General features: G+C 42.4%; 18 protein-coding genes. 10 read left to right on the top strand and 8 right to left on the bottom strand.

The features are described 5' to 3' along the window. The first annotated feature begins 93 nt into the window (after positions 1-93). Complete coding sequence (gene ppa, locus LDO51_RS04665) at positions 94-624, top strand: inorganic diphosphatase (protein WP_006658000.1); 531 nt, start codon at positions 94-96, stop codon at positions 622-624. A 450-nt stretch (positions 625-1074) separates the two neighbouring features. Continuing rightward, the gene (locus LDO51_RS04670) at positions 1075-2784 is read left to right on the top strand and encodes a pyridoxal phosphate-dependent decarboxylase family protein (protein ID WP_225576532.1); all 1710 of its coding nucleotides are present in this window, start codon (positions 1075-1077) and stop codon (positions 2782-2784) included. 78 nt (positions 2785-2862) lie between these two features. Here LDO51_RS04670 and LDO51_RS04675 read toward each other — a convergent pair whose 3' ends face one another. The 3 genes from LDO51_RS04675 to tamA are packed head-to-tail and all read right to left on the bottom strand — an operon-like array spanning position 2863 to position 8723. Beyond that, complete coding sequence (locus LDO51_RS04675) at positions 2863-3210, bottom strand: gamma-glutamylcyclotransferase family protein (protein WP_154603036.1); 348 nt, start codon at positions 3208-3210, stop codon at positions 2863-2865. A gap of 3 nt (positions 3211-3213) precedes the next feature. Next, on the bottom strand, positions 3214-6984 hold the full coding sequence (gene tamB, locus LDO51_RS04680; protein WP_282560299.1) for an autotransporter assembly complex protein TamB: 3771 nt from the start codon (positions 6982-6984) through the stop codon (positions 3214-3216). After that, positions 6981-8723, bottom strand: a complete 1743-nt coding sequence (tamA, locus tag LDO51_RS04685; protein ID WP_225576533.1) for an autotransporter assembly complex protein TamA — start codon at positions 8721-8723, stop codon at positions 6981-6983. Before tamA ends, tamB begins: the two co-directional genes overlap by 4 nt. Before the next feature lie 133 nt (positions 8724-8856). On the opposite strand from tamA, the gene msrA reads away from it, so the two are divergent. Both msrA and LDO51_RS04695 read left to right on the top strand, forming a co-directional pair. Then, positions 8857-9486 (top strand): peptide-methionine (S)-S-oxide reductase MsrA, encoded by a 630-nt coding sequence (msrA, locus tag LDO51_RS04690; protein WP_225576534.1) that lies wholly within the window; start codon positions 8857-8859, stop codon positions 9484-9486. Between the two features lie 166 nt (positions 9487-9652). Beyond that, the gene (locus tag LDO51_RS04695) at positions 9653-10996 is read left to right on the top strand and encodes a hemolysin family protein (RefSeq protein ID WP_225576535.1); all 1344 of its coding nucleotides are present in this window, start codon (positions 9653-9655) and stop codon (positions 10994-10996) included. A 90-nt stretch (positions 10997-11086) separates the two neighbouring features. Here LDO51_RS04695 and LDO51_RS04700 read toward each other — a convergent pair whose 3' ends face one another. Beyond that, positions 11087-11293 carry a DUF1107 domain-containing protein gene (locus LDO51_RS04700; RefSeq protein WP_224059459.1) on the bottom strand — a complete coding sequence of 69 codons (207 nt, stop codon included), beginning with the start codon at positions 11291-11293 and terminating at the stop codon, positions 11087-11089. Positions 11294-11583: 290 nt separating this feature from the next. Here LDO51_RS04700 and LDO51_RS04705 point away from each other — a divergent pair, with 290 nt between their 5' ends. Further along, a complete protein-coding gene (locus tag LDO51_RS04705) occupies positions 11584-12147 on the top strand; it encodes a YtfJ family protein (protein WP_225576536.1) in 564 nt (187 codons plus the stop codon). 247 nt (positions 12148-12394) lie between these two features. On the opposite strand, the gene qseC is transcribed toward LDO51_RS04705, so the two are convergent. Then, positions 12395-13747, bottom strand: a complete 1353-nt coding sequence (qseC, locus tag LDO51_RS04710) for a quorum sensing histidine kinase QseC (protein ID WP_225576537.1) — start codon at positions 13745-13747, stop codon at positions 12395-12397. Continuing rightward, positions 13744-14406 carry a quorum sensing response regulator transcription factor QseB gene (gene qseB / locus LDO51_RS04715; protein ID WP_225576538.1) on the bottom strand — a complete coding sequence of 221 codons (663 nt, stop codon included), beginning with the start codon at positions 14404-14406 and terminating at the stop codon, positions 13744-13746. Before qseB ends, qseC begins: the two co-directional genes overlap by 4 nt. Positions 14407-14583: 177 nt before the next feature. Here qseB and LDO51_RS04720 point away from each other — a divergent pair, with 177 nt between their 5' ends. The 4 genes from LDO51_RS04720 to mqo all read left to right on the top strand — a co-directional run bounded on the left by LDO51_RS04720 (position 14584) and on the right by mqo (position 18105). Then, a complete protein-coding gene (locus LDO51_RS04720) occupies positions 14584-14997 on the top strand; it encodes a YgiW/YdeI family stress tolerance OB fold protein (RefSeq protein WP_225576539.1) in 414 nt (137 codons plus the stop codon). Positions 14998-15131: 134 nt separating this feature from the next. Next, positions 15132-15725: an NUDIX domain-containing protein gene (locus LDO51_RS04725; protein WP_225576540.1), complete on the top strand. Its 594-nt coding sequence runs from the start codon at positions 15132-15134 to the stop codon at positions 15723-15725. A 488-nt stretch (positions 15726-16213) separates the two neighbouring features. Further along, positions 16214-16603: a hypothetical protein gene (locus LDO51_RS04730; protein WP_225576541.1), complete on the top strand. Its 390-nt coding sequence runs from the start codon at positions 16214-16216 to the stop codon at positions 16601-16603. An 8-nt stretch (positions 16604-16611) separates the two neighbouring features. Further along, the gene (gene mqo / locus LDO51_RS04735; RefSeq protein WP_225576542.1) at positions 16612-18105 is read left to right on the top strand and encodes a malate dehydrogenase (quinone); all 1494 of its coding nucleotides are present in this window, start codon (positions 16612-16614) and stop codon (positions 18103-18105) included. Between the two features lie 79 nt (positions 18106-18184). Here the strand turns inward: mqo and cysQ are convergent, their stop codons facing one another. Further along, the gene (gene cysQ / locus LDO51_RS04740) at positions 18185-18919 is read right to left on the bottom strand and encodes a 3'(2'),5'-bisphosphate nucleotidase CysQ (protein WP_225576543.1); all 735 of its coding nucleotides are present in this window, start codon (positions 18917-18919) and stop codon (positions 18185-18187) included. A gap of 136 nt (positions 18920-19055) precedes the next feature. After that, positions 19056-19676, bottom strand: coding sequence for a peptidylprolyl isomerase (locus tag LDO51_RS04745; protein WP_225576544.1), 621 nt, complete (start codon positions 19674-19676; stop codon positions 19056-19058). Positions 19677-19884: 208 nt separating this feature from the next. Between LDO51_RS04745 and LDO51_RS04750 the strand changes: the two genes are divergently transcribed. Then, a complete protein-coding gene (locus LDO51_RS04750) occupies positions 19885-20490 on the top strand; it encodes a LysM-like peptidoglycan-binding domain-containing protein (RefSeq protein ID WP_225576545.1) in 606 nt (201 codons plus the stop codon). Positions 20491-20593: the final 103 nt, after the last annotated feature.

Consider the following 20593-nt stretch of genomic DNA (forward strand, 5'->3'; position numbering starts at 1 on the left):
TGACTGAATTTCTCTCCAACTAGTGAGTTTTACCTCTCTTTGCGGCTATAATGTCCCCCACGTTATTTTAAGCACTCATAAGGATACATTTTAATGGGCCTGAACAATGTACCGGCAGGTAAAGAACTGCCTGAAGATATCTACGTAATCATCGAAATTCCAGCTAACGCTGATCCAATCAAATATGAAGTTGATAAAGAATCTGGCGCACTGTTTGTAGACCGTTTCATGTCTACTGCGATGTTCTATCCGTGCAACTACGGTTACATCAACAACACCCTGTCTTTAGATGGTGACCCAGTTGACGTTTTAGTTCCAACTCCATACCCATTACAACCAGGTTCAGTCATCCGTTGCCGTCCAGTTGGCGTACTGAAAATGACTGATGAATCTGGTGAAGATGCAAAATTAGTTGCAGTACCGCACACTAAACTGAGCAAAGAATACGATCACATCAAAGATGTGAACGACATTCCTGAACTACTGCGTGCACAAATCACTCACTTCTTTGAGCATTACAAAGATTTAGAAAAAGGTAAGTGGGTAAAAGTTGACGGTTGGGAGAATGCAGAAGCAGCGAAAGCTGAAATCATCGCTTCTTTCGAACGCGCTGCAAAAAAATAATTAATCCCTTCAGTGGATAGAAAAGCGCTGGTTTCGACCAGTGCTTTTTTTTGCCTGTATCTTCCCCTATCAATATTAATGTTTTTTCACAATTTTATAATATTCAGTGATATATATCGTCAATAATACAACCAAAAACTCCAACCAGAATTAAATGCCTTAGAATTTGATATTTAATAGATTTATTGGCTGATTTTAATAAAAAATACAAAATAATATTAAATAAAAATGAATAATTTTTAGATTATAAAACTGTGACTAATATATCAATATAGTAATATATTTTCTTAGCGAAAAAGAAAAATCATGAATTTAATTCTTTTATTATCATGTTGTTAAATTAATTATCCGACTAAATTAATCAATTTGCTATTATTTAAAATAATATAGATTCAGGTGTAGAGTATTTACATAAATCATTAATTGTATAAATGTAAATGGGAGTCTAGCGTGAATCAATCAGAGCTTCTTGCTCGCCAAAGTGCGAACCTACTCACACCCGAATTTGAACAGCAGTACCACAATATTGTGGCGAACTTTTTTAGCCGCGATCCGAATAAATGGCCTATTTTTAATGATCCAAAAATCCAAGCTATCACCCAATTTCGAAAAACCACACTCGCAGACAGTCAGCTAATCAATCAATATCCAAATGGCGCTCAGTGGTTCAATCAACTGGCGCAGCAATCCCATGTCCAGCAACAGATTAATTTACCTGGAAATCAACAAGATACCCTGCTAACTTTTGCTTCCGCATTGTGTAAAAACTGGGAAAACCCGTTGTCCGTCGAAAACGTGATTGCGATGCCTTCAGACCCTGCACTGTACGGCTCTATGTTAGGTCTTTTAGGTAACCCCAACATGGTTTATTGCGAATATTCCGGCGTCGCCGATTCCATGGAAAAAACGGTAATTAAACAAGTTGCTAACTTAATTGGTTATGATGAAAACCAAGCATCTGGATTATTCACCCAAGGTGGTACCATGTGTAATTTATATGGTTACCTATTTGGTATTCGCAAAACATTAAAAGATTCTCGCCAGCTGGGTATGTCCGTGGATCAAGACTACCGGATCATCAACTCCCAAGGTGGCCACTATTCCAACATGACTAACCTGTCATTACTGGGTGTGGATATTCAAAACAAAACCATTCGTATCAAAGTCGCCTCGGATAACACCATCGACTTACATGACTTAGAGCAGCAGATCCGCGCCTGTTATACCGTCCACTGCAAAATCCCCGTGATCTTATTAACCGCAGGTACCACAGATACCTTTGGTGTTGATGAAATAAAACAGGTTTATGAATTGCGAAACCGCCTGTGTGAAGAGTTCGAAATAACAGAAAAACCGCATATTCACGTGGATGCAGCGGTCGGTTGGCCAATTATTTTCTTTATTAATTATGATTTTAATACCAATCCGCTCGCTATCAATGAAGCCACACTGTTTGGATTACGCCACACCGTCGAAAAATTCAAACAACTTAAATATGCCGATTCAATCACTATCGACTTCCACAAATGGGGCTATGTTCCTTACACCTCGAGCTTAGTGATGGTGCGTGATGGCAATGATTTCAAAGCCCTTGAAAACTCACCTGAAAACTTCACGTATTTTGAGCACGATTTAGAAGGGCAAACTCACTTGCAATCCACCATTGAGTGTAGCCGTAGTGGGGTTGGGATCTTTGGCGCCTATGCAGGGCTACATTATCTTGGCATTGAAGGATACCAAACCATCATTGCTCACTGCCTACAAAATGCTAATTACATGCGCAACCAATTGATTAAAATGGAAAATGCGGCAATTATGGTGCCTCAAAATCAGGGGCCTAGTGTTGGCTTTCGCCTTTATTCCCCTAAATTGAATGCCGACCCACAGGACATTTTTAACTATGAATTAAGTTGCGCTAGCGATAAAGCCGCTTATGAAACCATGATTAGAAATAGCAAATGGCACCGCAATCTGTTCTTAACACGCGGTAAAGCCGGCCTGTTCACCAATTGGGTAGATTCTATCGCCTGCTCAACTTATGCGGAACATAACCGTTTTGTTTACATTCCAGGTGAAAAAGCGGTCTTTATGAACCCAACCACAGAACGCCATCATATTGATGAGTTTGTGAAAATGCTCAAAGAAATGAGCCACGCTTAATATCTATAAAAAACGCCGACCACTGAATCTTCAATGCTCGGCGTTTTTCTTGATGACTAATTACAGATAAGCTACTGATTACTCTTCTTCATGGCGCTTTAGCCAATCACCACTTTTGATGTGAGGCAAGCCTTCAACTGAGTGTTTATAGAGATAAATCCACGCATTACCGTAAGGTGTTGGAATTAACTCACGCTCATAATCTTGTGAATTTTTCTTCAGTTCGTCTAACTCAGTCAGAATAGACGGATTGATACGATACACTTCGCATTCAATCGTGCCATTCCCTCTGATAACCGCTGGATAATATCCAAGGTCATACAGCTCATAGCCTTCTAGCTTATGCTCACCTAGCAGCTGAGCATAAGTCATCCAGTGATGATTCCCTTGCTTGCGCCTTAAACTGCCATAAACAATGATACGCATATATTAAAACTCGAATTGGTAAAGCAGGTCTAAAGCCTGGTTAACGCCAGAAATTGCTTCTAAATACAGTTTCGGCATGACTCTATAGCGTAATGTGAGCGTCGCTAGAGAATCAAATATGCCAACTCCATACTTAACTTGCAAGTCGTTCGTAATTTTCCCACTAACAACCACTTGCGAACTGTCACCCACGCCTTGGGTATCGACGGCTAAATCTGACACTCCAAATGTTTCACCAATTTTTCCTACCAATTGACCACTTTGAGCAACTCCCAACCCGATCAACATCGAGGTCATTTGTGACCCATTCGCATCTCCGCTATCAAGCCCTTCCCCTCTTAATAGATAGGAAAGTGCCTCTTGCTGTGTTTTTGCGGGCTCAGAGAATATCTCAACTTTTGGTTTATCAGCAAGTCCTGTTACCTTCACTCCGGCAATCACATCGTTAGCCGTGTTTTCAGGATTACGAATTGCTTCTAAATTTAAGAACGGCTGATCAGCAGGCCCCGAGAATTGAATCAGCCCTTTACGCACAATCAAATCTTGTCCATAAGCGCGGAAACGTCCTGATGGAATATCCACCTGACCATTTAAGCTTAACCCTTGTTTATCCTGAACGACTTTCAATAAACCAGTGAGCCGTGCTTTTAATCCGAATGCATCCAGACGTACATCGTTTCCAATATTAATATTCAAATTGGTTTGAATTGGAATCGACGGCTGTTTCGGATTGATCGGTTTTAGCTGATCATCCAGCATGACCACATCCGAAGACGCACTCACTGCGGACTCAGGTAATTCTTGCACCGTAATACGCGCCCATGGAATATTGACGCTGCCATTTAAAGTCAGCAATTTCGGTGACGCTTCCAGAATCAAATCAGGCTGCACATCAATTTTAATCATTGGCGGGAGAGAAACTCGTAAGTTATTCCCTCTCGCCAGCACTTTCGCTCGCCATGCTTCAATGTTGCGCCAGTCCGCATCACCATCAATATTTAGGTAACCCTCTGGCGTTTTGATCTGCCCAGTCATGACTGAACTGGTACCATTAAAGTTAATCGCTAATTGGCTATTTTGAATATCAAACGGGATCAACCCAGACTTCACTTCTAACCCAGATAACGTGACATTACCGTTCATTAGCGGGTTATACGCCGAACCACCGACACGTAGATTTGCATTCAGGTTTCCATTCGCAATGTCTTTTTCGCCAAGTAGCGGTTTAATTAAACCTAATGTAATGGCGTTAATTTCAATATTGCCGGAGAGTAAGCGCTTTCTTTCGAGGTCAGAAATTTGCACATTACCTTTAAATTGACCATTGTCTGCAATCTTCAACAACCAATTCAGATCCGCGCGACCATTCTTCATACCCGCATTTAATGTCAGCGTATCAAACGCGATAGGTAAGCGCGCACCATCAACAAACTGCACGACTTTGACCCCATCACCGTTCAAGTCAACTTTCACTTGCGGCATACTACCATCCGCTTTCCAGATGACATTTGCACGCCCTGTGAACACCCCATTCACTCTAGTATCACTTGGCATAAATGGCTTGATCATCGCAAGGTCAAAACGTTCTAATACAATATCAGCGCTACCACTTTTACCCGCTTTAACTGGTTTAGGTACACACAAGCGCGCATTCGGGTTTACCCAGCAATGGCTACCAATGACGACTTCTTGCGTGGTGTTATTGTAATTTAAGGACATGGCTTGATTTAGGCGCCATTCCCCAACCTCAGTATCAAATAAGGTATTGCTTAAATTACCTTTCCACACTTGTGTTTGGCGATCAAAGCCCCCTGCCAGCGCAAGCTGCCCAGAAACCGGGTTGCCTGTCACATTCAGTTTTAACGTATGCTGTTTTTCAGTCCCTTTGGCATCTAACGTTAGGTTACTAATGGCTAAATCCGCTTGGCGCAATCCACGCACCACCACTGATAAATCACCTTTAATTTGATCACCCGTTGCCACGTTACCTTTAATGGTTGTGGTATCAACAGTCAAATCTTGCCATCTCACGCCACGTGCCGTTAAATCCGCCAGCGCTTGTGGGGCTTGTAAATCACCACGAAGTTTTAAATCTCCGATGACCACGCCGCCTAATCCAGGCACTAACCCATTCAATGCTGGGGCATTAATTTTGGCATCAAGGTTCCATTTATCCGCTAAAGAGCCCTTCACATTCACACTGTTTTTACCCAGCAAAAGGTTAAAATCTGGGATATCCCATTGCCCTGCGGCATTCCCTTTGGCTTGCCCACGTGCTTTTAAGATGTGCTGTTTAACATTACCATCTAAGGTAATTTCAGGGATCTCTAACTGCCAACTTCCACCATATAGGCTGCCTCGCGTGGTAATTTTTCCTGCAACTTTCGCTGGCCATTCGGGATATTGCTTCGCCGTATTAATACCCGATAACGTCAGCACCATATTCCAGCTAATGGCTTTACTCCAATCTGCCACCCCTGATAAGTCTGCATTACCTTGCAATGCGGATAAGCGTAAACGGGTTAAATCAATTTTTTCCTCATTCCCTTTTGCATCTAATAATAACTTAGATGGTGGTAGGTCTTGCCCCGTGATATCTGAACGTAATGAAAGGTCATAGCTAGAAGGACGGCCATTCAAACGCAAGCGAGTGTCATCAAGCTTATATTGGCTTTCTCCCACCAGCGGCCAAGTTAATTTTTTGCTTTCTAAAGTCAACTCAATCGGGAAATCTGCCTGCGCTAAATCAGTCTGAGCTTCTAATGTTGCTGTAATTGGACCATTCAGATTCAATGCCAGCATCAGCTCATCCATCAGCCCACCTTTGAGCGTTAAATCAACCTTTTGCTCATTGAAATCTTCAAGGCGGCTTTCACCAATAATGGACAGTGCCACAGGCCATTTTTCTTGCAATGAAATCGCTCCAGAGACTGCAACATTCCCTTGTGGTGCATCGACTTTCAGCTGTTTCAATAAAACATTCTGCCCATCATTTTCTAACTTCAAATTCAGGCTATTAATCGTAATTTCCGTGTCGCCTTTTAATTGAAAATTAGAGGCATGGATCCCCTCAATACGCAGGTCAACCGGTAGAATAATTTCAGGTAGCTCCGCTAATAGCGGCTTAGAAAATAACGTTTTAAGCTGCTCGCCAAGAGAAGGCTGCTCACCTTCAGGCACGACGGATTCAACCGGTTTTGGCGCCTCAGTCGGCTCGCTAGGCGGTAAGCTTATGGCAAGGTTAATAACATCAGTTGGAGTGATCTCAATGGCTCTTTTTTGCCATGTAATCCCCGTGGCGAACTTGTCAAGGTCGATCACAGTGCCATCGACATTAACATGGGTATCAACCAACGCTAATTGGGCTAAACGAATGGTTAGTGGGGCATTAAGTTCTGTCAGTGGTTCAGAAGGTGGCGTCTCTTCAGACGGAGGGAATTGGCTAGTATCCACATTCACCATCACACTTTCTGTTGATAAATCATCAATACATACTTCACGGCTGGTCAGGCATTTTAAACGTAATGCAAGGTGGATTTTCTTCGCATCCACATCTACACCTGGCATTTGATACTTCACGCCAGAGAGCGTTAAATCGTTAATGTCACCATCAATGGAATCAATGGTCAGCTCAGGCACAAAACGTGTGGCAGAATTCAACGCAAAATGCAGACCGGATTGAGTACCCAACACCCAATACAGCGCACTAACAACCAGAACTAACAATAATAAAATGGTGATTGCAATCCACTTTAGCCATTTCATCCATTTCATAGTTCTGTCCCCAATCCGATGTAAAACTGAATTTTGTTATTATCTGGGTCACCAATAGGCTTGGCTAAATCAAATTTAATCGGTCCAACCGGAGAAACCCAGCGGATCCCCACACCTGCACCGGTTTTAAAATCACTATTTTTGAAATCGTCTACCGCTTCACCACTATCAATAAAAGTGGCCCCCCACCAGTTACCCGTGAAATTATATTGATATTCGACGGAACCAACCGCTAGCTTGGATGCCCCGGTGAGCTTGCCGCTACTATCCTCTGGAGAGATTTTTTGATAGCCGTAACCACGGACGCTACCGTCTCCCCCTGCGAAGAAACGTAAGTCTGGCGGAACTTTGTCAAAGTTATTGGTTTCAATCCAACCAAGGTTTCCACGTACAACAAACCGATGCCCTTCCCATGGAGTACGGATCCACACATTCTTAGCTTGTAATACAAGAAAATCGATATCCGAGCCCCATATTTTATTAGAGTAATCGATAGAATAGCGCTGGCTATCTCCCCACGTTGGCATCACTCCGCCTCTCTGGCGAATTCGACTGACGTTTGCCCCCGGATACAGCAACATCGTTGTGTTGGTCACATCCGCTTGGGTAAAGTTACTCAACATCCAGCGCATATTCACACCATACTGCCAACCGCTTGAATAATCCCAATTACGAGATACGTTCAGTGTGGTGGTATTCGATTGAGTATCGTTCAGATCCGTGCGTTTAAACCCCCCTTGAACCGCATAATATTGCTCTAGAGGGTTCGCTTTGAGTGGAATTTTATAGCTGGCATCAATCAGCTGTTCCGGCTGAGAGAGGCTAATACTGGATGTTAAACTTTGTCCCCGTGAGTTGACCCATGGCTTGTTCCATGTTGTTTTTACGCGAGGCCCCACATCGGTCGCGTAACCACCACCCAATTCAAGGAAGTTTTGCGCTCTTGGGATCATTACCCCTTCCATCGGTAATAGGTCCGTATGCTCTTCACGGGCTTTTTGAATGTTCGGCGTGACTAGCGCGGAGCTGAACCACCCTGTTGATGCCAAACGTTGGTTATATTCTGCAAGCTGCTCTGACGTGTAATATTCCCCTTCTTTAAAAGGAGAAAGGTTTTCGAGGTAATCCTTGCGAATTTGTGAGCCTTCAAAGGTTAATTTACCAAAGCGGTAGCGCTCACCACTGTTAAAATCAAAATCCCAATAGGCAGCATGATGATCAACAGAAATGCCTAGCTGGCTTTTTTCCATCACCGCATCGAAATACCCTTTACGGATAGCTAGGCTGCTAAATTTACCTTTGAAGTCTTCATAGTCACCATCATTTTGGATGATGCCATATTTTGGCGTACTTTTTTTCAGCATCTTGGCGTAATCAGGATCTGTTTTTGCTTCCCCTTCTAACACCACATTGACACCTTGTAGAAGAATAGGCTCCCCCGGAGAGACCTTTGCCGTCAAAATTGAACGTGCAGGCGGGGTTTTCTCTTCATAGCTAAATTCTACCGTAGGCTCATAATATCCCAGTGGTTTTAACCCTTCACGAATCGCTTTTTCTACTCGCGCGCGAAAACGTCCATTTGCAACGACTTCATCTTGTGAAATATTAGAAAGCTGAATACGGACATTCTGGTTGAGTTGCCCTTCAAGCCCTTCAATATTAAGGCGTAGGTTCGCAGCAAATACCGCTGGTACCGCCGTTGTTAGGCATACTACACAAAGGGTAAGATATTTCGACACGCCTGCTCCTAAGGTGATAGACAATTTGGCTTATTATTCAACAACGACTTATTCTGAGTAAAATAGACCACTGACACAAGTTTTTATCCCAATTTTTACTTTATTTCTATACTGATTGTATTTAGGAATCGTTATGACTTTTAATCAATTTCAGTCCGATAATGAATTTCAAGCACTTCCGGGTCGTTACACATCAATGGCGTTGTCACCTTATCATGCGGTGACCCATCATTCGATTGAGATTATTCCCAAGAATATGGAAATTGCTTATTTTGCAATGGGTTGCTTCTGGGGTGTAGAACGATTATTTTGGCAACAAACGGGAATTTATACGACATCCGCAGGTTACAGTGGAGGGCTCACACCTAACCCAACCTATGAAGAAGTGTGTTCCGGATTAACCGGACATACTGAAATCGTTCGAGTGGTATTTGACCCAGAAATCATTTCATATAGTCAGCTGTTAACGCTATTTTGGGAAAATCACGACCCAGCCCAAGGTATGCGCCAAGGTAATGATATTGGAACCCAATATCGCTCCGCTATTTACACCGTGTCAGATGAACAGTATCAACTAGCGATGCAAACCCGCGAAGCTTACCAACAGGCGATGGTTCAAAAGCAGGATAACCGCCCGATCACCACCGAGATTCAACCACTCGAAACCTTCTATTTTGCGGAGGATTATCACCAGCAATATTTGTATAAAAATCCCAATGGTTATTGTGGACTTGGTGGCATTGGGGTCTGCCTTCCATCTTGAATGATTTTATAATGACGAATATATAGCCAGATAAAATAGGCTAGTGCTATACTTAGCGCGATACCCACCGCGCTAAGGCGCTAATTAATATTGAAATGGAATACCATTACATTGCCTTTAGGATTTCAAGAAGTGACAATTCACTACCTAGAGGGTTGGATAATTTATGCTAAACAGTTTACTTATCGTTCTTTTATTATGTGCAATCAGCGCATTTTTTTCGCTGTCCGAAATTTCATTGGCAGCTTCTCGCCGTATTAAATTGAAGTTAATGGCTGACGAAGGCAACATTAACGCCGCTCGCGTTCTCAAATTACAAGAAATGCCGGGCATGTTCTTCACTGTCGTACAAATTGGCTTAAATGCAGTCGCGATTTTAGCCGGTATTGTGGGTGAATCTGCATTCTCTCCTGCACTGCAAGAGCTATTTATTAAATTTTTATCCCCTACATGGGCACAGCAAGCCGCTTTCATTGCGTCATTTACCATCGTAACTAGCTTATTTATTCTCGTGGCTGACTTAACGCCAAAACGTATTGGGATGGTAAAACCTGAAGCTATCGCTATACGCATCGTTAACCCAATGCGTTTCTGCTTAGTCGTTTTAAGCCCACTCGTGTGGTTCTTTAATGGTTTAGCGAACTTAATTTTTAAACTCTTCAAATTACCCACTGCACGTAATGAAGACATCACTTCTGATGATATCTTTGCTGTTGTTGAAGCGGGCGCTGTCGCTGGAGTACTCCGTAAGCAAGAACATGAGCTTATCGAAAACGTGTTTGAGCTTGAATCACGTACCGTGCCTTCGGCGATGACACCACGAGAAAATATCATTTTCTTTGATAAAGACGAATCTGAAGAGAGCATCAAACACAAAATCTCCACTCAACCTCATTCAAAATTTTTAGTTTGTGCAGGAGATATCGACCATGTCATTGGTTATGTGGATTCCAAAGAGCTACTTAACCGCGTATTGAATGGTCAAAGTCTGAGTTTGCGTGACGGTGTACATATCCAGAGCACGTTAATGCTTCCGGATACCTTATCTCTGTCTGATACCTTAGAAGCCTTTAAAAATAGTGGCGTCGATTTTGCCGTTATCTTGAACGAATATGCCTTAGTGATGGGAGTTATTACCATCAATGATGTGATGATCACCTTAATGGGTGACTTGATTGGTCCGGGGCAAGAAGAGCAAATTATTACCCGTGATGAGAATTCATGGCTGGTTGATGGGGGAACGCCAATTGAGGATGTTCAACGTATCCTTGATATCGACGAATTCCCAGATTTCAGCAACTATGAAACCATCGCTGGCTTTATGATGTATCGCTTGAGAAAAATGCCGAAACGCACTGATTATGTGAAATATGCGGGCTACAAATTCGAAGTGGTCGATATTGATAACTACAAGATTGATCAACTGCTGGTCACGCGTATCACCAATACACCATCTGCGGTTGTGGTTCAGCCGGGCACGACGGATAGTGAAAATCAAAATAACCACTGATAGCCAATATGAACACGCCACATTAATGTGGCGTTGTTATTCTAAGGGCTTAAAGTTATTAGCCGAAAACTTAACTGGCTAACGACCTATTTACCCCAACTCAGCGCGTAATAACACCACTTGCTTGTTCACCTCATTCATCACATTGTAATGAATTTTATCAGTCACTTTTGGTGGTAAAATCTTCCCATTATTGAATTCGAAAGCCCCAAAATCCTTAATGTAGAGCCTACCTCTGAATAATGTTTTCACGTATAGAGCAATTTTCGATGGGTTATAATGCTTAAAAATTTTCATTAGAACGAATCTCCATGTTGTTCTGACGATACCTCACTGCATATCGTTCAATAATCATAGACTAGAAAATTTTGTTTTGGTTCGGAAATTGCAATTTTATTCAAAATGCTGACATAACATGACATTGTCAATGTACTGTTAAATCACATCCAAACCTCATCTTTATGCTGAATTTTACCAATTTGTTAATTTTCATCCTGCTACTCATCCGATGAGCTATGCTATAACTAGCAGCGCCAGAAATCCTCACCCTATACACAACAATGACAATGATTTCTAAAGGTACCCTTATGATAAAAAAACTACTTTTATTAACCTGTTTACTGGGTTTATCTTCGACGGTATTTGCGATTAACCTTCAATTAAATCAACCCGTACCCGCCGTTACCGTCACAGACAAAGGCGAATTACAGTTAGATAATGCAGGGAAATTCAATTACCAACCGTGGAAGAGCCAGCAACTTGCCGGTAAAGTTCGCACAATTCAACACATTGCAGGGCGTTCTTCGGCCAAAGAACTTAATGCTCCGCTTATCGAAGCGATTAAACAAGCTAAATTCCCTCATAACAAATACCAAACCACCAGCATTATCAATACGGATGATTCAATTTTTGGTACTGGTGTATTTGTAAAAAACAGCGTGGAAGACAGCAAGAAAGAGTTTCCTTACTCTCAATTTATTATTGATAGCGATGGTGTTGTGAAGAATGCATGGGGCCTTGCGCCAGAGAGTTCTGCCATTATCATTCTCAACAAGCAAGGTAATGTCTTATTTTATAAAGATGGTGCACTAACGCCTCAAGAGATTAATAAAGCCATTAGCGTGATTGTCGCCGAATTAGAAACGCCGTAATTAACAAGACTAGAGAGAACAAGGCCAACATTAAACAGATAAGAAAAGAGCCACTCCGGCTCTCGTTATCATAAACATAGGCATATGATGTTTTCTTGTGCGTCGACGGCGGTTGACGCACAGAAATTTGTTTTACCATGATAAGATCCTGCTGAACACACACGCAAAAATACATCATAATACGATGTAAATTTAGCGAATTACTCTGCAAGAACTTCATTCAACATTGTGCATAAAACAGACTAAGTTATGCACTCCAACGAACGGTGACACAAAAGCCCCCTTCCGTGACATTATTAAACGTCACATGGAGATGATGTAACTGAGCCACGCGTTTAACAATTGATAACCCTAAACCACTGCCTGTTTTTTCTTGCCCTGGCGGCCGATAAAAGCGCTCCCCTAAACGCGCCAGTACCTCAGGAGAAACGCCAGCACCATCATCTTTCACTTCCAGATAATGTCGATACAAATTAACTTCAACCTTACCAGCGTCCTTACCATAGCGAATAGCGTTGTGAAGAAGATTTCTTAATAATACGGACAATAAAAGTTTTTGCCCCTTAAAAGGCGGCGGAGTTTCAACAATCGATATTTTCAACGTCACCTGATTTTGCCGGGCTTCCAGCTCGCTCTCTTTAACGGCTTGCTCAATTAATTCCTGCCAGCTTACTTCGCTCACATCATCTAATTGATTAGAAGACTCCAAGCGGGATAATGTTAATAGCTGATCCACCAGCCGAGTTGCACGGTCAATTCCCTCTGAAAGATTAGCCACTGCATGTTGGCGAATCGCCTCGTCACCTCCAGCAATCTGCACCACTTCGGTTTGGACTTTTAGTGCGGCAAGAGGACTACGCAGTTCATGAGCAGCATCAGAGGTAAATTGCCGTTCACGAACAAACATGTGGTTTATTTTGTCGAATAACCCATTAAGAGAATCAAGAATCGGCTTCGCTTCACTAGGGAGCGTGGTCACCATCACTGGGCTCAGCTCATCCGGCTTTCTCTGCCGTAGTTGTTTAGCCACATCCCGTAGAGGTTTTAATGCTCGAGTGAGCAACCATAAAAATACGATTAACATTATCGGCAGCGCGACCAACCACGGTATGAGCTGGGAAAACATAATACTGTTAGCCATACTTTGGCGGTATTCCCACTCTTGCCCTACTGCAATAATATATTGATTATCAATGGATTTTAGCCAAACAAAGCGCCATTCATCATCACTACCTTTAAGTGTTCCCTCGCTGAATCCTTCACGAGTAAATCGAAACTCGATTTTACGTCCGTTATCCCCATCATTGAGCACCATTTCGCCACTCGGTGTAAAAATTGCAAACGCCAATGCATCATCGTCTTGGCTTCCACGATTTTTCCGCAATAATTTTTTGGTTTTACTCAATGATGATTGAGGCAAATCGATATCCGTCGGTAATACCGATAAGCGCTTTGCAAATACCATTTGTTGAGTATCAAACAACTCATTAATAGTTTTATAGGTTTGATACCATGCCAATGAACTCGCTATTCCCCACGTCATTACCGCGAGGAGCAATAACATCAAAGTCAGTTTGAGCCTTAAGCTGAATGTTTTCATGCTTCATCACCCAGTCGATAGCCAACACCATGAACCGTTTGAATAAATTTACTGCCTAATTTACGGCGTAAATGGTGAATATGAACTTCAACCGAGTTACTGGAGACCTCTTCATCCCAGTTATACAGCTTTTCTTCTATCGCGCTACGGGACAGCACTTTTTTCGGGTTGTGCAAAAATAATGACAATAGCGCCAGCTCTTTGCCCTTCAACTGCACAGGATTTCCTTGGTAAGTGACCGTCATCGCTAAAGGGTCCATTTCCACATCACCATGTACCAACGTGGGTGATAGCTGCCCACTGCGCCGACGGATCAATGCTTGCAAACGTGCCGCAACCTCCGCAAGCGCAAACGGCTTACACAGATAATCATCAGCCCCTTGCTGTAACCCATTCACCCGTTGCTCAAGGGCATCTCGCGCTGTCAAAATTAAAACAGGCTCATCACGTCCTTGCTTACGCCAGAACTTCAAAATATCCATACCATCAATATGCGGAAGTGATAAATCCAGCACGACGGCATCATAAGGGGCATCAAACAAAGCCTGTTGACCTTGTTTGCCATCCATAAACCAATCAAGGCTAAATCCCAATTGTGTTAACCCTACTTTTAAGCCATCGCCAATTAATCGGTCATCTTCTATTAATAAAATACGCATACTCAACCTCCGCATCGAATATTGTTATATTTATCTTATTAAATTCATGATGACCAGTGGTGATTGTCCAAATTAAAAATATATTTAATTAATTTGAGTTCTTAAGATCCTGTTAAGATTTACTTGGTTAAATACATCCCATAGACCAAATTTCTGGTTACTTGTGGAGAAACAAAAATGAAAAAATTACCTTTAATCACCTTAATCGCTGCCCTTGCTACCGCCCCTGTTTTTGCTGCTACTGGTGGTTTTTCAGGTCCAGGTGAAATCACAAACACCACTAACACTGAAACCATGAAAACCCAAGAGGGTGGTTTTAACGGCCCAAATGCAAGTGAAACAACCGTTGCGAAAGCCCTTGAATTATCTGACAACAGCTGGGTTGTTTTACGCGGTAATCTGGTTAAACAACTGGACAAAAAGCACTACGAATTCACCGATGGCACAGGCACCATCACCGTTGAAATTAGCCAAAAACGCTTTAATGGTGTGAACGTCACGCCAAAAGATAAAATCGAAATTCGCGGTGAAGTTGATAAAGACTGGAATTCTAAAGAGATCGACGTTAAACAACTGCAAATCATCAAATAATTAATGCCGACCAAAGGCCAGCAGATTAACCATTGCTGGCCTTTTGCTATTTCAGTCTGCTCCCTGCCCCCTATTTCCCCTCTAAGGTTTATAGTGCTAGATTATGCTTACCTTGCCTCTTCTCGTACTTATTTATGAAACAACCTCAAGTTAGGAATATCAGCGAAAAATTACTGTCAAATAACTGGTACATTCTCAAAAAATATACCTATGAATTACAGAGGCACGATGGCACTTGGCAAAAACAAGAGCGCGAAGTGTATGACCGGGGCGATGGCGCTGTCATTTTGCTGTATAACACATCCAAAAATAGCATTATCTTGATCCGTCAATTCCGTATGCCAATGTACGTTTCTGGATATAAACAGTTGCTGATTGAGGCTGCGGCTGGACTACTTGAAGGTTCTTCCCCTGAAGCAAGAATTATTGCTGAAGCCGAAGAAGAGACTGGCTATAAAATCAATAATATCGAAAAGGTATTTGAAGCCTTTATGAGCCCCGGCTCCGTCACTGAAAAGCTGCATTTTTATATTGCACAATACAGTGATAAAGACCGCCAAAGTGACGGTGGAGGGATCGCTGATGAAGGTGAAGATATTGAGGTTATGGAATGGTCATTCCCTGATGCGTTTGCCGCTATCAAAAATGGGGAGATCATGGATGGCAAAACCATTATGCTTATTCAACATCTCGCCTTAAGTGGAATTCTAAATCCAAAAAATAGTTAATCTTTAAAGGGTGAAAATAGCATTTTTGCCCTTTCACTCTTGAACCATTTTATATAGTCATCATTAAACGATTTCTTTGCTCTTTATTTTTCTATTCTCTTTCTTATTTTCATACTTTATTCTCCTATTTTTTATAAATTACAATTTATTACATAATCCATTATCGAGCATCTAAACTCGATAATAAAAAGAATAAAATAGAGTTTATTCAATCAAAAAAGAATTATCTTTTATCATATTGATTTAAATTAAAAAAACATCAAATAAACCTATCTAAAAACAATCATAGGTAAACTTAAAAAGTTTATTTTTCAATAAAATACTTTAATTTAAAAATATTAACTTTGACCTTGTCATTAAAAAACTTTAGATTTAAAGACATCCTATTTTCTGAACTTCACTATTTTTTCGTTAAGGTAAAAATCGAAACATTGAATATTATCTTAGTTATTAAGCAATATTATTCTTGAGTTAAGGAGCTAAATAAGATGATCCGTTGTATTCGTATGTGGACAGGTGAAGACGGCAACTCTCTGTTTGAAGAAGGCACCATTGAACTGAATGGTGTTGCTCGTGGAGATGACCAAAGCCCTGTCATTGCTGTCAGTGAACTCACTTTTCGCGAAACCGTTTCAGGTGGCTCTTGGGATTGGCACAAAGACCCCGTTCCTCGCTATGTTATCACCCTCACTGGTACGTTAGAGTTCGAAACCAAAGATGGCTCCACATTTATTATCAAGCCAGGTGATATTTTGCTTGCTCAAGACAACACAGGAACAGGTCACAAATGGCGTTTGATTGGTGATGAGCCTTGGAGACGCGCTTATGTGGTGTATCAAGACGGCACAAACTTGTGTTTCACTCCGAATAAAAAATAGGGATTTCCATGACAAAACCCATTGCAGAAAATGTTGATATCGCACTGATCGGTGCGGGGATCATGAGCGCCACGCTCGGCACATTTCTTAAAGAGCTGGAGCCAAATCTCACTATTGCGGTGTTCGAAAGATTAAATGATTGCGCCCAAGAGAGTTCCCACCCATGGAATAACGCAGGAACTGGTCACGCAGCAAACTGTGAAATGAACTATACCCCACCAAACCCTGATGGCACGGTAGATATCAGCAAAGCCCTTGAAGTAAATACTGAATTTGACCTGTCTCGTCAGCTATGGTCCTACTTAGTCACCAAAGGAAAAATTAAAAATCCACGGGACTTTATCCACCCTTGCCCGCACATGAGCTTTGTCTCTGGTGCAGACAACATCAAGTTTTTACAACAACGTTTCCGTCAAATGTCTGCCCATCACTGTTACCATAATATGGAATACAGCGATGACCTAAAACAGATTGATGAGTGGGCACCATTAGTGGTTGAAGGCCGCTCTTCTGACGAAAAAATTGCGGTTACCCGTGTCGTCACCGGCGCTGATGTGGATTACGGCGCCTTAACCCACTTATTGATGGCACAACTTAGCGAACAAAACGGTTTCTCCATCCACTATAAACATGAAGTGATTGATGTGACACAGACGCCTGACGGGCGCTGGAATGTGGAAGTGAAGAACCTTTTGACTCACGAAAAAACCATCACGTCTGCAAAATTTGTATTTGTGGGAGCCGGTGGCCGCGCCATTGAGTTACTGCAAAAATCTGGTATTCCCGAAGGGAAAGGCTACGGTGGATTCCCTGTGAGTGGAATTTGGCTACGTTGTGACGATGAAAAAGTAGCGGCTCGCCACCATGCCAAAGTTTACGGAAAAGCTGATAAAGGCTCGCCACCGATGTCTGTACCTCACTTAGATACCCGTATTATCGGCGGAAAACGTTCTTTACTGTTTGGACCTTATGCGGGTTTCTCAAGTAAGTTCCTAAAACATGGGTCTTATTTGGATCTGTTTGATTCCATCCGATTGAACAATATTGAACCGATGCTAGCCATCGCAAAAGATGACTGGTCGCTGGCTGAATATCTCGTGGGACAAGTGCTGCAAACGTCTGCACATCAATTCTCTATGCTGCAAAAATTCTATCCCGATGCGCAACGTGAAGACTGGAAAGAAGTGGTCGCAGGTCAACGTGTTCAGATAATCAAACCTGACCCGGTGAAAAAAGGCGTATTGGAGTTCGGTACTGAACTGATTACGAGTGCAGATAAATCGTTCACCGTATTAATGGGCGCATCACCTGGAGCATCTACCGCTGCGTTTATCGCTCTCAACGTCCTGAAAACCTGCTTTGCAGATCAACTCTCGGCAGATGGCTGGGAAGCTCGCCTGAAGACCATCATTCCAACTTATGGAATTGATTTAAAACAGGATGCAAAAGCGTGTTTAGATATTCGTACTGCAACGGCTAAAGTGCTGCAATTAGATAACTAAACATCAAGTCACATTGTTCAAGTCGGGTAAGTTAATCATTAACTACCCGACTTTTTATTATCTTGCTATTTTCGCTGTCTCAGCGACATTCAAAACCGGGGTTTAAAAAAGACTCTCTCGGTGAATAATCTAGTGTATTTCCCTGCCAATCCACCACACTCGCCCCTGCACCTAATGCCACTGCATGCCCTGCGGCTGTATCCCAGATATTGGTAGGTCCAAAACGTGGATATAATTGCGCGCTGCCTTCAGCCACTAAACAGAATTTTAGCGATGAACCTATCTCTGCGGTGCGATGCTCCGGAAGCTTCGCGAGATACGCCATCAATTGGGGGTCTTGATGAGAACGGCTGATCACCACCACGGGTGGCGTCGCAGCTTTGGCGCGAATACGCTGAACTTGCCCATGCTCTTCTTTCCACGCTTGAGAGCCTTCGGCGTAATACATCAATCCTTTTGCGGGTGCAAAAACCACGCCCATGACTGGGGTGCCATTTTCAATTAATGCAATATTTACGGTAAAATCACCATTACGATTAATAAATTCTTTAGTTCCATCCAATGGGTCAATAAGCCAGTAACGTTGCCAGTCACGGCGTACAGCCCATTCTGGTGGATCTTCTTCTGAAAGTTGAGGGATATCAGGCGTTAAACGTGAAAGCCCCTCTTTGATGATTTGATGGGCAGCAATATCCGCAGCCGTGACAGGGGAATCATCTTGCTTATGTTCAACCTGCAATGGCGCATGCCCATTGTAAATTTTCATGATGGCATCACCCGCCTCTCGGGCAAGTGTACAGAGTTGTTGGTGCATTTTATTTCCCCTAATGACACTAAGCCTTTAAGAGTAACAAGAGCAGAATATTTACGCTAATAAAAAAGCCTCATTAGCTATACCAAAATGGCAAGCTAATGAGGCTATTATTCTTTTCTGTAAGTCAGTCAGAAAATTATAAAATTTCCAGTAACTCAACTTCGAAAATTAGAGTGCTAAACGGAGGGATAGATGCACCTGCGCCACGCTCACCGTAAGCTAATTCATGAGGAATGTATAATTCCCATTTAGAACCCACTGGCATTAATGTCAGCGCTTCAATCCAACCTGGGATCACACCGCTTACTGGGAATTCTGCTGGTTGGCCGCGCTGTACAGAGCTGTCAAACACAGTACCGTCAATTAAACGCCCTGTGTAATGAACGCGAACGCGGTCAGAACGTGCTGGGATTGCGCCTTCACCTTGGTTAATGACAGAGAATTGCAAACCAGACTCAGTAGTCGATACGCCGTCTTTCTTCTGGTTCTCATCTAAGAATTTTTGACCTTCTACAGCCAGTTCCTTTTGACGCTCTTGACGAACTGCATCTGCACGCTCGTGCATTTCACGCAGTGCTTTATGCAGAGCTTCAACTGGAACTGATGGCATGTTGCCTTCTAAAGAATCAGTCAGACCCGCTAAAATTGCGTCTGGAACTAAACCTTCTAGTCCTGATTCTAATAATTGCTGCCCAATTTGTAGACCAATGCCATAGCTCGCTTGAGCTTCTACTGAATCAAAGTTTTGGTTTGCCATGAAAATACCCATTTCATTTTTTGAGAAAAACCAAGGATAGCAGCCCCTTTCCTATGGGTAAACCTAAACCCGATGACGGAAGAATAAAACTGTCTAAATTATTCAGTGTTCTCCTAAATTAGCCTTCAACTTGTTAATTTACGCGTAAATAGTGCTAGTATGCGTTAAAACGTCTGTGATTAATTATTCCTCAAATATAGGAGGGGTCATGTTGAGACTATCCGCTTTTCATCGCTATGGAATTGCTATTCTAGCGCTGATCATTATTGCTGCCTTATTTTGGCCTGCTGGTGATAAGCCCAATACTGCGCAAAACAGTTCTGGACCAAATAGCACTGACAGCATGCCAAGTCAGCCAATCGTGATCCCTCCAACTCCACAGCCTAATCCAATCCCTGATACGGTGTTATCGCAGCCAGAACAACCGACTACCAATATCCCAGATACATCGCCATCATTGCCAAGTGAGCCTGAGGTTATCCAAGAGCCGCCTGAAACGTCTCAACCGACACAGCAGCTATCTCCACCACCAACCACTCGCCCGCCTGCTAATGAATGGCAGGATCATCGCGTTCAGAAAGGAAAAACATTGGCGCAGCTATTTCGTGATAATAACTTGCAAGCAAATGATGCGTTCATCATGGCAAAAGTTGAAGGCGCAGAAAAACCGCTTAGCAACTTGCAACAAGGACAAAAAATCCGTTTAAAAGCCAATGGGAAAGGTGAAGTTCAACAGCTGGAAGTCACTGCGAACAATGGTCAAACATATAACTTTACGCGCTTAAGCGATGGTAGCTACTACCGAACGCCTTAATTTGTCTGTTAATGTCTGGCATTTCATACAATACCCCGACTTTTCCTTTATTTTCAGAACAAAAATTCAATAGAGACGTTATTTTATGACGTCTCTCACTATA

This window comes from Providencia alcalifaciens (assembly GCF_020271745.1).
Lineage (GTDB): Bacteria > Pseudomonadota > Gammaproteobacteria > Enterobacterales > Enterobacteriaceae > Providencia > Providencia alcalifaciens_B.

Excerpts from the sequence above, each read along its gene's own strand:
- ppa (WP_006658000.1), top strand. The coding sequence starts at position 94 with ATGGGCCTGAACAATGTACCGGCAGGTAAAGAACTGCCTGAAGATATC.
- LDO51_RS04675 (WP_154603036.1), bottom strand. The coding sequence starts at position 3,210 with ATGCGTATCATTGTTTATGGCAGTTTAAGGCGCAAGCAAGGGAATCAT.
- tamB (WP_282560299.1), bottom strand. The coding sequence starts at position 6,984 with ATGAAATGGATGAAATGGCTAAAGTGGATTGCAATCACCATTTTATTA.
- msrA (WP_225576534.1), top strand. The coding sequence starts at position 8,857 with ATGACTTTTAATCAATTTCAGTCCGATAATGAATTTCAAGCACTTCCG.
- LDO51_RS04695 (WP_225576535.1), top strand. The coding sequence starts at position 9,653 with ATGCTAAACAGTTTACTTATCGTTCTTTTATTATGTGCAATCAGCGCA.
- LDO51_RS04700 (WP_224059459.1), bottom strand. The coding sequence starts at position 11,293 with ATGAAAATTTTTAAGCATTATAACCCATCGAAAATTGCTCTATACGTG.
- LDO51_RS04705 (WP_225576536.1), top strand. The coding sequence starts at position 11,584 with ATGATAAAAAAACTACTTTTATTAACCTGTTTACTGGGTTTATCTTCG.
- qseC (WP_225576537.1), bottom strand. The coding sequence starts at position 13,747 with ATGAAAACATTCAGCTTAAGGCTCAAACTGACTTTGATGTTATTGCTC.
- qseB (WP_225576538.1), bottom strand. The coding sequence starts at position 14,406 with ATGCGTATTTTATTAATAGAAGATGACCGATTAATTGGCGATGGCTTA.
- LDO51_RS04720 (WP_225576539.1), top strand. The coding sequence starts at position 14,584 with ATGAAAAAATTACCTTTAATCACCTTAATCGCTGCCCTTGCTACCGCC.
- LDO51_RS04725 (WP_225576540.1), top strand. The coding sequence starts at position 15,132 with ATGAAACAACCTCAAGTTAGGAATATCAGCGAAAAATTACTGTCAAAT.
- LDO51_RS04730 (WP_225576541.1), top strand. The coding sequence starts at position 16,214 with ATGATCCGTTGTATTCGTATGTGGACAGGTGAAGACGGCAACTCTCTG.
- mqo (WP_225576542.1), top strand. The coding sequence starts at position 16,612 with ATGACAAAACCCATTGCAGAAAATGTTGATATCGCACTGATCGGTGCG.
- cysQ (WP_225576543.1), bottom strand. The coding sequence starts at position 18,919 with ATGCACCAACAACTCTGTACACTTGCCCGAGAGGCGGGTGATGCCATC.
- LDO51_RS04745 (WP_225576544.1), bottom strand. The coding sequence starts at position 19,676 with ATGGCAAACCAAAACTTTGATTCAGTAGAAGCTCAAGCGAGCTATGGC.
- LDO51_RS04750 (WP_225576545.1), top strand. The coding sequence starts at position 19,885 with ATGTTGAGACTATCCGCTTTTCATCGCTATGGAATTGCTATTCTAGCG.